Raw genomic sequence first — 13896 nt, forward strand, 5'->3', positions numbered from 1 at the left:
CATTTTTCCCGCCCGGGAGCCCCCGCGATGCTGCGTATCAGCCAAGAAGCCCTGACCTTCGACGATATCCTCCTTGTACCTGGCTATTCCGAGGTACTGCCCAATGAAGTCAGTCTCAAGACCCGTTTGACCCGTGGCATCGAGCTGAACATTCCGCTGGTTTCCGCTGCCATGGATACCGTGACCGAAGCGCGTCTGGCCATTGCCATGGCTCAGGAAGGCGGTATCGGCATCATCCACAAGAACATGACCATCGAACAACAGGCCGGCGAAGTGCGCAAGGTCAAGAAGTTCGAGGCTGGCGTGGTCAAGGACCCGATCACCATCGACGCCGATGCCACTGTGCGCGACCTGTTCGAGCTGACCCGCCTGAACAACATTTCCGGCGTGCCGGTATTGGCCAACGGCGACCTGGTCGGCATCGTCACCTCCCGTGACGTGCGTTTCGAAAATCGCCTGGACGCCAAGGTTCGCGACGTGATGACGCCGAAAGAGCGCCTGGTCACCGTCCGCGAAGGCGCCGACAAGAACGAAGTTCGCGAGCTGCTGCACAAGCATCGTCTGGAAAAAGTCCTGATCGTTGACGACAAGTTCAACCTCAAGGGCATGATGACCGTCAAGGACATCGAAAAGGCCAAGGCTTACCCGCTGGCCAGCAAGGACGACCAGGGTCGCCTGCGCGTCGGCGCCGCTGTCGGCACCGGCAAGGACACCGGCGAGCGCGTTGCTGCCCTGGTGGCGGCTGGCGTTGATGTCGTCGTCGTCGACACTGCCCACGGCCACTCCAAAGGTGTGATCGACCGCGTACGCTGGGTGAAAGAAACCTACCCGCAAGTGCAGGTGATCGGCGGCAACATCGCCACCGGCGCTGCCGCCAAGGCCTTGGCCGAAGCGGGTGCCGACGCGGTCAAGGTCGGTATCGGCCCTGGCTCTATCTGCACCACCCGTATCGTTGCTGGTGTCGGCGTGCCGCAAATCAGCGCCATCGCCAACGTTGCCGCAGCACTGGAAGGCACTGGCGTGCCACTGATCGCTGACGGCGGTATCCGCTTCTCCGGTGACCTGTCCAAGGCCATCGTTGCCGGTGCGTCCTGCGTGATGATGGGTTCGATGTTCGCCGGTACCGAAGAGGCCCCGGGTGAGGTCGAGCTGTTCCAGGGTCGTTCCTACAAGGCCTACCGCGGCATGGGCTCGCTGGGTGCCATGGCACAGGCGCAAGGCTCGTCCGACCGTTACTTCCAGGACTCCTCGGCCGGCGCCGAGAAGCTGGTACCGGAAGGCATCGAAGGCCGCGTTCCTTACAAAGGCGCCCTGGCCGCGATCATCCACCAGCTGATGGGCGGCCTGCGTTCGTCCATGGGCTATACCGGCAGCGCAACCATCGAAGAAATGCGCACCAAGCCGGAGTTCGTGCGTATCACCGGTGCCGGCATGGCCGAGTCCCACGTGCACGACGTGCAAATCACCAAAGAAGCCCCTAACTACCGCGTAGGCTGAGGCTTCCAGCTACAACATAAAGCGGGGCTGTCATGACAGCCCCGCGTCGTTTCCGATTTCCACTGACGAGATTGAGTCATGGCCCTCGACATTCACGCTCACCGCATCCTGATCCTCGATTTCGGTTCCCAGTACACCCAGCTGATCGCCCGCCGCGTGCGCGAAATCGGCGTGTACTGCGAACTGCACCCGTTCGACATGGACGATGAAGCGATCCGCGAATTCAACCCGCGCGGCATCATCCTCGCCGGCGGCCCCGAGTCGGTCCACGAAGCCAACAGCCCGCGCGCTCCGCAGGCCGTGTTTGACCTGAATGTGCCTGTGCTGGGTATCTGCTACGGCATGCAGACCATGGCCGAGCAGATGGGCGGCAAGGTAGAAGGTTCCGACCTGCGTGAGTTCGGCTATGCCCGCGTGGACGTTGTCGGCAAGAGCCGCCTGCTCGACGGCATCGAAGACCACGTTGACGACGACGGCGTGCTGGGCCTGGACGTGTGGATGAGCCACGGTGACAAGGTCACCCAGATGCCTGGCAACTTCAACATTCTGGCCAGCACCCCAAGCTGCCCGATCGCCGGCATGTACGACGACGTCCGCGGCTACTACGGCGTGCAGTTCCACCCCGAAGTGACCCACACCAAGCAAGGTGGTCGCATCCTGTCCCGCTTCGTGCAGGACATCTGCGGCTGTGAAGCCCTGTGGACGGCGTCCAACATCGTCGAAGACGCCATCGCCCAGGTGCGTGCGCAAGTCGGTTCGGCCAACGTTCTGCTGGGCCTGTCCGGCGGCGTTGACAGCTCGGTGGTTGCCGCGCTGCTGCACCGCGCCATCGGCGACCAGCTGACCTGCGTATTCGTCGACAACGGCCTGCTGCGCCTGCACGAAGGCGACCAGGTGATGGCCATGTTCAAAGAGAACATGGGCGTCAAGGTGATCCGCGCCGACGCTGAAAAGCAGTTCCTCGACAACCTGGAAGGCGAAGCCGACCCTGAGAAGAAGCGCAAGATCATCGGCCGCACCTTCATCGACGTGTTCGATGCCGAAGCCAGCAAGCTGGAGAACATCCAGTTCCTCGCCCAGGGCACCATCTACCCGGACGTGATCGAGTCGGCTGGCGCCAAGAGCGGCAAGGCCCACGTGATCAAGTCGCACCACAACGTAGGCGGCCTGCCGGAGGAGATGAACCTCAAGCTGGTCGAGCCGCTGCGTGAACTGTTCAAGGACGAAGTGCGCAAGATCGGCCTGGAGCTGGGCCTGCCATACGACATGGTCTACCGCCACCCGTTCCCGGGCCCGGGCCTGGGCGTACGTATCCTCGGTGAAGTGAAGAAGGAATACGCCGACATCCTGCGTCGCGCCGACCACATCTTCATCGAAGAGCTGCGCAAGGCCGACTGGTACCACAAGACCAGCCAGGCGTTCGTGGTGTTCCAGCCGGTCAAGTCGGTCGGCGTCGTCGGCGACGGCCGTCGCTACGCCTGGGTCGTGGCCCTGCGTGCCGTCGAGACCGTGGACTTCATGACCGCGCGTTGGGCACACCTGCCGTACGAGCTGCTGGAAACCGTCAGCGGTCGAATCATCAACGAAATCGACGGTATCTCGCGCGTTACCTACGACGTGTCGAGCAAGCCGCCTGCCACTATCGAGTGGGAGTGATCGGGTAGCCAGCCCAGGCTGGCACCCGCAGGACGGATACACCAGAAAGCCCGCATGATTGCGGGCTTTCTGGTTCTTGTTCGTTAAGATTGCTTATTCTTCTGGCTTTCTGGCAAATAGCGCTTTCTGGTAGGCGTTATAGGACAGCAGCCTACTCCTCACTGCGATGAACTCATCACCCTCCACGCGTTGCGGGTGCTTTTCCTGCGGGTCATCCTCAAGGTTGTATTTAGTCAGGGTGTCCGAACTGAATTCGTATATGTATTTGTACGGGTGCTCCACCAAGGCTGACGCCAGTTGGTCAAAGAACGTGGACATGAAGAATGTGCGTTTCCCCTGTTCCCTCAACAAGCTGATGCCTTGTACCGAGAGGGGGGATTCGGTCACATCAAAAAAATCGGCAACCGTGGGCGCAATATCGATCTGGTGACTGGTGGTTGAGGCGGGTTTGGGCAGTGCCTTTCCATTACTCCAGAAAATCAGGGGTACGCTCACTTCTTCTTCGTGCATGGACGCGTTGTGAATGAACAGACCGTGCTCACCAAATGACTCACCGTGGTCACCCACGAGTACGAATAATGTCGAGTCCAGAAGGCCTTGCTTGTCGAAGGATGTCAGCATTTCACCCAGTACGCTGTCTGTCTTGGCTATGCAGTCTTCATACTTTTCCAGCTCGCTCTGTAATGGGGGCCCTTGGCTGCATTGGTAGGGGTAGTGGGCTGCGCTTGGGAAATAGAGCGCGATGAAACCCTTGCCATTCTTTTTGATGTTTTCCAGGTAAGCGATGCTGGACGAAAACAGCTGTTCATCACTTTCACCGAAGCTGCTGGCGTTTTGTGAGCGGTTCTCGGCGGGGATGAGCTCCGAAATTCCGTAAGCATTCGACACACCGATGGATTTCAGGAAGCCCTCCATGTTTTCGAACTGCAGGTACAGCGAGCTGAAGGCGACGGCTTCCATGTTTTTCCTGTTCTTCAGCTCATGGATGACACTGGGTTGTAGCAGGTACATGGCTTCTTTGATTTCAATATCAGGGTAGGCATGCAGCCCCGTCAGGATCGCGTGGTAGCCTTTGGACGAGTGAGGCACTGAGACGTACGATTTGAAGAGCATGCCCTCCCGAGCGAGCTTATCGAAGGTGGGGTAGCGCTCGGCGGTTTTGATGTCGGGAGCAAACACGCTGTTCCAGCGCACTGATTCCAGAACGATGAAGACCAGGTTCTTGAAGTCTGGCGTGGGGTGAGATTGAAGTTTTCGGATTTCGTTGACGCTGGTCAGCGGGTAGGCGGGTTGTTCGAATGGCAGCGACGGTCTATGCGGCGCTGCGGTCAAGGAAGTGGTGTTTCTGAGTGTTGTGACCAGCGGGCTGATGACAATGTTTTCGTTCAGGTGATAGCGCGCGTCTTTGGCATGGATGGAGCCGAAGAGCAGGGCGCCGATCACCAGCAGTGATGCCCAGAGGTGTTGTCTTTTCTTTACTGTGCGGGTGCGCTGTTCTTTATAAGCGATGCAGGTTGCCAGCCCAGCGAAAGACCAGGTCGCCAGGTAAGCCAGAAAAAGCACAAAGACAATGAACCTGAATGTGTGCCCGAAACCGGCAGATTGCGTGAGAAACACCTCGGCCCCGGAGGTCAGGTTGCTTGCGTTTTGCAGGCTGTAGCTTATCAGTTGCCAGTCCAGTGGCTTTAGCCATAGCTCCCGAACACGCATGTCCACCAGCAGGAACAGCAGCAAGGCGCCTGAGGCGATGCTCAACAGATAGAAGTTGAATTTGTTTCTGGTAATGGTGTTGGCGGCAATCACATAGAGGGCAACCACTAACAGCACGTCTTGAAGCAAGTACAGGGCAATGTCGAAAACACCGGTCTCCACCCATCGATGGGAGAAAAACTCGATCAGGATGATCTTCGGTGCCAGCAGCAGGCCTGCAGCGAGCAGGAGCGAGATATGCAGTAATGAATTCCTGAGCCACATGGTGTCTACCTTCGCATTCACAGAGCCGGCGTCTTGTCTGAAGCGATAGGCGGGCAAAAGGCCAGCACCTGCGCACCCCGTTTTTAGACTTAAGCAGCCCACCCTGAATTCGGCAAGCCAGCCCCGGGGCGTTTGTTGGGTACCGAGGGGGGAGCGGGTTGCCACTGGCGATCGCGGCCGCTAACCGGCCGTGCGACAAGACTTCACTTAATATTTCGCAAATGCAGGTGTATCGTATTCGCCCTTCATCGCCAGCCCCTGCTGGCAGACTGATTGCGCAGAAACGAGGTACCCGCACCGATGTCCTTTACCCGTCGACAAATGCTCAAAGGCCTTACTGGTCTGGTTGTGGTAGGCCTGGGCGCCGGGGGCGCGGCGCGCTACTGGCTGGGCAAGGTCGAGGACGAGAATGCCGGGCACGACTACGAGCTGATTGCTGCCCCACTGGAAGTGGAGCTGGTGCCGGGTTTCAAGACCGAAGCCTGGGCCTTCGGCCCATCGGCACCTGGCACCGAACTGCGGGTACGCCAAGGCACCTGGTTGCGGGTGCGTTTCATCAATCACCTGCCGGTCGAAACCACCATCCACTGGCACGGCATCCGCCTGCCGCTGGAGATGGATGGTGTGCCATACGTTTCGCAACTGCCGGTCAAGCCTGGTGAGTACTTCGATTACAAATTCCGCGTGCCGGACGCCGGCAGCTATTGGTATCACCCCCATGTCAGCAGTTCCGAGGAGCTGGGCCGCGGTCTGGTCGGGCCGCTGATCGTCGAGGAACGTGAACCCACCGGGTTCCAGCATGAGCGTACGCTGAGCCTGAAGAACTGGCATGTGGACGAGCAGGGCGCATGGCTGCCTTTCAGCATCCCGCGCGAGGCCGCGCGCAACGGCACTGCCGGGCGGTTGATCACCATCAATGGCCAGGCCGACTCGATCACCGAGCTGCCGGCCGGCCAGGTGGTGCGGGTGCGCCTGCTGAACCTGGACAATACCTGGACCTACCGCCTCAACCTCAAGGGCAACTGCGAGGCGAGAATCTATGCCCTCGATGGCAACCCAGTGACCCCGCGTGCGCTGGATGAGTACTGGCTAGGGCCGGGCATGCGTATCTGCCTGGCCATCCGCATTCCCGAGGCGGGTGAGGAAATCTCCCTGCGCGACGGTTTCGTGCGCCTGGGCACCCTGCGTTCGGTGGCCAGCAACGACGCGCCGAGTGACTGGCCGCCCGCGCTGCCGCCCAATCCGATCGCCGAGCCGGACCTGGAGAATGCCGAAAAGCTGAACTTCAATTTCGAGTGGGCGGCCAGCGTCTCTGTCACCCCTGATCCGGCCAAGCCGTCGAGCATGTGGCAGATCAACGGCCAGGCCTGGGATATTACCGACAAGACCTGCGCCGACCGCCCCATCGCCACGTTGCAGAAGGGCAAGAGCTACATCTTCGAGCTTAAGAACATGACCCAGTACCAGCACCCGATCCACTTGCATGGCATGAGCTTCAAGGTGATCGCCTCCAACCGTCACGACATCAAGGAGCCGTGGTTCACCGACACCTACTTGCTGGGCAAGAACGAGCGCGCCCAGGTAGCACTGGTGGCGGATAACCCTGGGACCTGGATGTTTCACTGCCACGTCATCGACCACATGGAAACCGGCCTGATGGCCGCGATTGCGGTGGTCTGATGCGCCCGCAGATCATCGATCGCAGTCGCGATCAGGAATTCATGCGTCTGGCGCTGGCCTTGGCCGCCGAAGGCGCGGCGTTGGGCGAGGTGCCAGTGGGGGCGGTGCTGGTACAGCATGGGCAGGTGATCGGCCAGGGTTTCAATCGGCCGATCATCGACAGCGACCCCAGCGCGCATGCCGAGATGGTGGCGATCAGGGCGGCAGCCAGGTCGGCCAGCAACTACCGGCTACCCGGCAGCACCCTGTATGTGACCCTGGAACCGTGCAGCATGTGTGCAGGGCTGATCGTGCATTCGCGGGTGATGCGCGTGGTGTTTGGCGCGCTGGAACCCAAGGCCGGGATCGTGCAGAGCCAGGGGCAGTTCTTTGGCCAAGGCTTTCTCAACCACCGGGTGATGGTGGAGGGCGGGGTGCTGGCGCAAGAGTGCGGGCAGATCCTCAGCGACTTCTTCAAGGCCCGCCGGGCCAAGGCTTGAGCTGCAACGGCCTCTTCGCGGGCAAGCCCGCTCCTATAGGTTCTGCGCAAATCTTGTAAGCGCGGGCGTGCCCGCGAAGAGGCCTGCTGGCTTACATCGGCGACGACTTATCCGCTGGCTTGTCCTTGTTGACCCCGGGCACATGCAGGTTGCCCTCGGCCACCTGGCCTTCGAGCTGCGGCTGGGTCACCCAGGTGAGGATGTCGTAGTAACGGCGGATGTTGGCCACGAAATGCACCGGTTCGCCCCCACGGGCATAGCCGTACTTGGTCTGCCGGTACCACTGCTTCTGAGCCAGCCGCGGCAGCATCTTCTTCACGTCCAGCCACTTGTTCGGGTTGAGCTTCTCGCGCTTGGCCAGGGTGCGGGCGTCTTCCAGATGGCCGCCACCGACATTGTAGGCAGCAAGGGCGAACCAGGTGCGGTCCGGCTCCTTGATGCTGTCGTCAAGCTCTTCCTTGATCTTCATGAAGTACTTGGCGCCGCCCTGGATGCTCTGCCTCGGGTCCAGGCGGTTGGACACGCCCATGGCCTGGGCGGTGCGCTGGGTCAGCATCATCAGGCCGCGCACGCCGGTCTTGGAGGTGACTTCCGGCTGCCACATCGATTCCTGGTAGCCGATGGCTGCCAGCAGGCGCCAGTCGACCTGCTCGACCTTGGCGTAGCTCTTGAAGTGCTTCTCGTACTTGGGCAGGCGCTGTTGCAGGTGCTGGGCGAAGGTGTAGGCGCCGACATAGCCAAGTACGTCGACATGACCGTAGTAGCGGTCCTTCAAGCGCTGAAGGGTGCCGTTTTTCTGTGCCTTGTCGAGATACTCGTTGATTTCGTTGAGCAGGCTGTTGTCTTCGCCTGCGGCCACTGCCCAGCGCTGGGCACGGGTTTCGCCCAAATCGAAGGCGACCCGCACGTTGGGGAAATACACCTGGTTCATCGCCAGTTCGTTGGAGTCCACCAGGGTCAAGTCGATCTGACCTTCGTCCACCATGCGCAGCAGGTCGACCACTTCGACGGCGTCCGATTCCTCGTATTGCAAGGCCGGGTACTGCTTTTTCAGCTCGGCCAGCTGGTCAGCATGGCTGCTGCCCTTGAGCACCATGATCTTCTTGCCGACCAAACCCTTGGCGCCGGTGGGGCGCGGGCGGCCGTTGCGGTAGATGACCTGCGGGGTCACCTCCAGATAGGGATGGGAGTATCTCACCTGGGTTTTGCGCCGCTCACTGCTGACCAGGCCGGCGGCAGCCAGTACCGGGCCGGAGGGCTTGCCGAGGGCGTCGTACAGCTCGTCCAGGTTGTCGGCGGTCTCGATCTGCAGCTTTACGCCGAGATCGTCGGCGAAATGCTGGACCAGTTCGTACTCGAAGCCGGTTTCGCCGTTACGGTCCTGGAAGTAGGTTGCCGGGCTGTTGCGTGTGATCACGCGCAGCACGCCATCCTCCTTCACGCGCTCGAGGGTGCTGGGTTTTTCAACGCAGGCACCTAGCAGCAGAAAGAGTCCGGTTGCGAGAAGCCATTTGGCGCAACGCTGGCGCAAATCAGTGTGGGCGAACATAGGTTGCAGTATACGCAAAGGACTGGCCCAACCATATCTCGACAACTGTTAGCTTGTCTGGTAGCGGGTTGTGTGGTTGGGGAGGGGGGGGATTGCATCAGGGCTACCAGGTGGCCGGCTTGAGACATTCAGCGCCTGGGCGATCGAGCGCCGCCAGGTGTCCGCCTTGAGACATTCAGCGCCTGGGAGATCGAGCGCCGCAGGTGCCCGCCTTAAAATATTCAGCGCCTATGAGATCGAGCGCCGCCCGCGCGGCGCTTCGCGGGTAAACCCGCTCCTACGTTTGTTTCGGGCCAATTATGCCTGTGGGATTTGCGCGCGAACGCCTTGGTGCCTATCTCGATATCGCGTCGTACCAACAAGGCGGTCGCGCGCGCCAGGCACAGGATGGACTGGCCCGAAACAAACGTAGGAGCGGGTTTACCCGCGAAGCGCCGCGCGGGCGGCGCTCGATCTCACAGGCGCAGAATGTCTCGAGGCGGACACCTGGCGGCGCTCGATCTCACAGGCGCAGAATGTCTCGAGGCGGACACCTGGCGGCGCTCGATCTCATAGGCGCTGAATGTGTCGAACCGGACACCCGGCGCCGCTCGATCTCGTCTCAAGCCGGACTCCTCTGAAAACTGACCCCGAAGTCCGGTTCCGCCGCCCGGCAGGCGTGGCTTAGAGCAGGTGCCGAAAGCCATCGAATTAGGCTAGAATGCACGGCCTCTAAGCACACCCCTTCCTGAGGCTGTCCCGACGATGTTGATCCTGCGCGGCGCTCCTGCCCTTTCTGCCTTTCGCCACGGTAAATTACTCGAGCAACTGAGCCAGAAAGTCCCCGCTGTTACTGGTTTGTATGCCGAATTTGCCCACTTCGCCGATGTCGACGGCGAGCTGACCGCCGACCAGCAGCAGGTGCTGGGCCGTCTGCTCAAGTACGGCCCGAGCGTGCCGGTACAGGAGCCGACGGGTCGTCTGTTCCTGGTGGTACCGCGCCTGGGCACCATTTCGCCATGGGCCAGCAAGGCCAGCGACATCGCCCACAACTGCGGCCTGCAGTCGATCCAGCGCCTGGAGCGCGGCATCGCCTACTACGTTGCCGGCACCCTGAGCGACGCTGATGCCGAACTGATCGCCGCCGAACTGCACGACCGCATGACCCAGCGTGTGCTCGGCCAGCTGGAGCAGGCTGCAGACCTGTTCAGCCACGCCCAGCCCAAGCCGATGACCTCGGTCGACATCCTTTCCGGCGGTCGCGACGCCCTGGCCAAGGCCAACATCGACCTGGGCCTGGCCCTGGCCGAAGACGAGATCGACTACCTGGTCAATGCCTTCCAGGGCCTCAAGCGCAACCCGAACGACATCGAACTGATGATGTTCGCCCAGGCCAACTCCGAGCACTGCCGCCACAAGATCTTCAACGCCAGTTGGGATATCGACGGCCAGGCCCAGGAAAAAAGCCTGTTCGGCATGATCAAGAACACCTACCAGATGCACAACGAAGGTGTGCTGTCGGCGTACAAGGACAACGCCTCGGTGATCGTCGGCAACGTTGCCGGCCGCTTCTTCCCGAACCCTGAAACCCGCCAGTACGGCGCGGTGCAGGAGCCGGTGCACATCCTGATGAAGGTGGAAACGCACAACCACCCGACCGCCATCGCCCCGTTCTCCGGCGCCTCCACCGGCTCCGGTGGCGAAATCCGCGACGAAGGTGCTACCGGCCGTGGCGCCAAGCCCAAGGCCGGTCTGACCGGCTTCACAGTGTCCAACCTGCGCATTCCGGGCTTCGAGCAGCCTTGGGAGCAGGCCTACGGCAAGCCCGAGCGTATCGTCGACGCCCTCGACATCATGATCGAAGGCCCTCTTGGCGGCGCTGCGTTCAACAACGAATTTGGCCGCCCGGCCCTGACCGGTTACTTCCGTACCTTCGAGCAAGCCATCAACACCCCGCACGGTGAAGAAGTGCGCGGCTACCACAAGCCGATCATGCTTGCCGGAGGTATGGGCAACATCCGTGAAGACCACGTGCAGAAGGGCGAAATCACTGTCGGCGCCAAGCTGATCGTGCTCGGTGGCCCGGCCATGCTGATCGGCCTGGGCGGCGGCGCTGCTTCGTCGGTGGCTACCGGTGCCAGCTCGGCTGACCTGGACTTCGCTTCGGTACAGCGCGAAAACCCGGAAATGGAGCGCCGTTGCCAGGAGGTCATCGACCGTTGCTGGCAGCTGGGCGACGAAAACCCGATCGCCTTCATCCACGACGTGGGCGCTGGCGGTATTTCCAACGCCTTCCCTGAGCTGGTCAACGACGGTGGCCGCGGTGGTCGCTTCGAGCTGCGCAACGTGCCCAACGACGAGCCGGGCATGGCCCCGCACGAAATCTGGAGCAACGAATCGCAAGAGCGTTACGTGCTGGCCGTCAGCGCGGTCGACTTCGAGCGCTTCAAGGCCATCTGCGAGCGCGAACGTTGCCCGTTTGCCGTGGTGGGTGAAGCGACTGAAGAACAGCACCTGACCGTCAGCGACAGCCACTTCGGCAACACCCCGGTGGACATGCCGCTGGACGTGCTGCTGGGCAAGCCGCCGCGCATGCACCGTTCGGTTACCCGCGAAGCCGAGCTGGGCGATGACTTCGACCCGAGCGAGCTGGACCTGGACAGCGCCGTCCAGCGCGTGCTGAACCACCCGGCCGTGGCCAGCAAGAGCTTCCTGATCACCATTGGCGACCGCACCATCACCGGCCTGGTTGCCCGCGACCAGATGGTCGGCCCGTGGCAGGTTCCGGTGGCCGACTGCGCCGTTACCGCCACCAGCTTCGACGTCTACACCGGTGAAGCCATGGCCATGGGCGAGCGTACGCCGCTGGCGCTGCTGGATGCCCCGGCGTCCGGCCGCATGGCCATCGGCGAAACCCTGACCAACCTGGCGGCTTCGCGCATCGAAAAGCTGTCCGACATCAAACTGTCGGCCAACTGGATGTCCGCTGCTGGTCACCCAGGTGAAGACGCACGCCTGTACGACACCGTGAAGGCTGTCGGCATGGAGCTGTGCCCGGAGCTGGGCATCACCATTCCGGTCGGCAAAGACTCGATGTCGATGAAGACCAAGTGGAGCGACGAGGGCGTCGAGAAGAGCGTCACCTCGCCGATGTCGCTGATCATCACCGGCTTCGCCCCGGTCACCGACATCCGCAAGACCCTGACCCCGCAACTGCGCATGGACAAGGGCGAGACCGACCTGATCCTGATCGACCTGGGCCGCGGCAAGAACCGCATGGGCGCCTCGATCCTGGCCCAGACCTACGGCAAGATCGCGGCCCAGGCACCGGACGTCGACGACGCCGAAGACCTCAAGGCCTTCTTCGCCGTGATCCAGGGCCTGAACGCCGACGGCCACCTGCTGGCCTACCACGACCGTTCCGACGGCGGCCTGGTCACTACCGTGCTGGAAATGGCCTTCGCCGGCCACTGCGGCCTCGACCTGCAACTCGACCCGCTGACCGACAGCAAGGGCGAAGTGCCGGCCATCCTCTTCAACGAAGAGCTGGGTGCGGTGATCCAGGTTCGCCAGGATGCTACCCCGGACGTGCTGGCACAGTTCAGCGCTGCTGGCCTGGGTGAAGAATGCGTCGCGGTGATCGGCAAGCCGGTCAACAACGCTGAAGTGACCATCAGCCTGAACGGCGAAGTGCTGTTCGACGATGACCGTCGCATGCTGCAGCGCCAGTGGGCTGAAACCAGCTACCAGATCCAGCGCCTGCGCGACAACGCCGACTGCGCTGACCAGGAATTCGACCTGCTGCTCGAGGAAGACAACCCGGGCCTGTCGGTGAAGCTGGGCTTCGACGTCAACGACGACATCGCCGCGCCTTACATCAAGAAGGGCGTGCGCCCGCAAGTGGCCATCCTGCGCGAGCAGGGCGTCAACGGCCAGGTCGAGATGGCTGCTGCCTTCGACCGCGCCGGCTTCGCCGCCATCGACGTGCACATGAGCGATATTCTCGCTGGCCGTGTCGACTTCGAAGCCTTCAAGGGCCTGGTCGCCTGTGGCGGCTTCTCGTACGGTGACGTGCTGGGCGCTGGCGAAGGCTGGGCCAAGTCGGCGCTGTTCAACGCCCGTGCCCGTGACGCCTTCCAGGCCTTCTTCGAGCGTACCGACAGCTTCGCCCTGGGCGTGTGCAACGGTTGCCAGATGATGTCCAACCTGCACGAGCTGATCCCGGGCACCGAGTACTGGCCGCACTTCGTGCGCAACCGCTCGGAGCAGTTCGAGGCACGCGTGGCCATGGTCGAAGTGCAGAAGTCCAACTCGATCTTCCTGCAGGGCATGGCCGGTTCGCGCATGCCGATCGCCATCGCCCACGGCGAAGGCCATGCCGAGTTCGCCAGCGAAGAAGCATTGCTGGAAGCCGATGTGTCCGGTTGCGTGGCCCTGCGCTACGTCGACAACCACGGCAAGGTCACCGAAGCCTACCCGGCCAACCCGAACGGCTCGCCGCGTGGTATCACCGGCCTGACCAGCCGCGACGGCCGCGTGACCATCATGATGCCGCACCCGGAGCGTGTGTTCCGCGCTGTGCAGAACTCCTGGCGCCCGGACGAGTGGCAGGAAGATGCCGCGCTGATGCGTATGTTCCGCAACGCACGGGTGTGGGTGAACTAAGGCGTGTACAAGCTCGCCTTCTTCGTCCCCGCCAGCCATGTCGAAGTGGTCAAGGCCGCTGTGTTCGCTGCTGGCGGCGGGCGCATCGGTGACTATGACCACTGCGCCTGGCAAACCCTTGGCCATGGCCAGTTCCGCCCGTTGGACGGCAGCCAGCCGTTCCTCGGGCAAGCGGGCCAGGTCGAGGCGGTGGAAGAGTGGAAGGTGGAGCTGGTGGTGGCTGACGAGCTGATTGTGCAGGTCGTCGCTGCGCTCAAGCAGAGCCACCCGTACGAGACGCCAGCCTATGAAGTCTGGCGGCTCGCCGAGTTCTAGAACGCATCACGGCTATTCGCGGGCACGCCCGCTCCCACAGGGATATCACAATCTTCAGAACCGTGATATCCCTGTGGGAGCGGGCGTGCCCGCGAAAGGGCC

Annotated in this window: 8 protein-coding genes; 6 read left to right on the forward strand and 2 right to left on the reverse strand. The window is 62.0% G+C overall.

The annotated features are described in order from the left end of the window. Positions 1–27: 27 nt before the first annotated feature. Together guaB and guaA are read left to right on the forward strand one after the other, a co-directional pair. On the forward strand, positions 28–1497 hold the full coding sequence (gene guaB / locus PRJ_RS05460) for an IMP dehydrogenase (RefSeq protein ID WP_003255025.1): 1470 nt from the start codon (positions 28–30) through the stop codon (positions 1495–1497). A 78-nt stretch (positions 1498–1575) separates the two neighbouring features. Next, complete coding sequence (gene guaA / locus PRJ_RS05465; RefSeq protein ID WP_010952209.1) at positions 1576–3153, forward strand: glutamine-hydrolyzing GMP synthase; 1578 nt, start codon at positions 1576–1578, stop codon at positions 3151–3153. A 93-nt stretch (positions 3154–3246) separates the two neighbouring features. On the opposite strand, the gene PRJ_RS05470 is transcribed toward guaA, so the two are convergent. Continuing rightward, entirely contained in the window at positions 3247–5127 is a 1881-nt protein-coding gene (locus PRJ_RS05470) for an LTA synthase family protein (protein WP_104960879.1), read from the reverse strand. A gap of 300 nt (positions 5128–5427) precedes the next feature. Between PRJ_RS05470 and PRJ_RS05475 the strand changes: the two genes are divergently transcribed. Continuing rightward, complete coding sequence (locus PRJ_RS05475; protein ID WP_020193354.1) at positions 5428–6807, forward strand: multicopper oxidase family protein; 1380 nt, start codon at positions 5428–5430, stop codon at positions 6805–6807. Next, positions 6807–7286: a tRNA adenosine(34) deaminase TadA gene (tadA, locus tag PRJ_RS05480; protein WP_012051365.1), complete on the forward strand. Its 480-nt coding sequence runs from the start codon at positions 6807–6809 to the stop codon at positions 7284–7286. Before PRJ_RS05475 ends, tadA begins: the two co-directional genes overlap by 1 nt. Positions 7287–7377: 91 nt before the next feature. On the opposite strand, the gene mltF is transcribed toward tadA, so the two are convergent. Continuing rightward, positions 7378–8835 (reverse strand): membrane-bound lytic murein transglycosylase MltF, encoded by a 1458-nt coding sequence (mltF, locus tag PRJ_RS05485; RefSeq protein ID WP_104960880.1) that lies wholly within the window; start codon positions 8833–8835, stop codon positions 7378–7380. A gap of 744 nt (positions 8836–9579) precedes the next feature. On the opposite strand from mltF, the gene purL reads away from it, so the two are divergent. Next, positions 9580–13479: a phosphoribosylformylglycinamidine synthase gene (purL, locus tag PRJ_RS05500; protein WP_104960881.1), complete on the forward strand. Its 3900-nt coding sequence runs from the start codon at positions 9580–9582 to the stop codon at positions 13477–13479. Between the two features lie 3 nt (positions 13480–13482). Next, the gene (locus tag PRJ_RS05505; RefSeq protein ID WP_104960882.1) at positions 13483–13794 is read left to right on the forward strand and encodes a YqfO family protein; all 312 of its coding nucleotides are present in this window, start codon (positions 13483–13485) and stop codon (positions 13792–13794) included. The last annotated feature ends 102 nt before the right edge of the window (positions 13795–13896 follow it).

Origin of the sequence: Pseudomonas sp. XWY-1 (assembly GCF_002953115.1) — a bacterium.
Lineage (GTDB): Bacteria > Pseudomonadota > Gammaproteobacteria > Pseudomonadales > Pseudomonadaceae > Aquipseudomonas > Aquipseudomonas alloputida.

Coding starts and splice junctions, on each gene's coding strand:
- guaB (WP_003255025.1), top strand. CDS start 28: ATGCTGCGTATCAGCCAAGAAGCCCTGACCTTCGACGATATCCTCCTT.
- guaA (WP_010952209.1), top strand. CDS start 1,576: ATGGCCCTCGACATTCACGCTCACCGCATCCTGATCCTCGATTTCGGT.
- PRJ_RS05470 (WP_104960879.1), bottom strand. CDS start 5,127: ATGTGGCTCAGGAATTCATTACTGCATATCTCGCTCCTGCTCGCTGCA.
- PRJ_RS05475 (WP_020193354.1), top strand. CDS start 5,428: ATGTCCTTTACCCGTCGACAAATGCTCAAAGGCCTTACTGGTCTGGTT.
- tadA (WP_012051365.1), top strand. CDS start 6,807: ATGCGCCCGCAGATCATCGATCGCAGTCGCGATCAGGAATTCATGCGT.
- mltF (WP_104960880.1), bottom strand. CDS start 8,835: ATGTTCGCCCACACTGATTTGCGCCAGCGTTGCGCCAAATGGCTTCTC.
- purL (WP_104960881.1), top strand. CDS start 9,580: ATGTTGATCCTGCGCGGCGCTCCTGCCCTTTCTGCCTTTCGCCACGGT.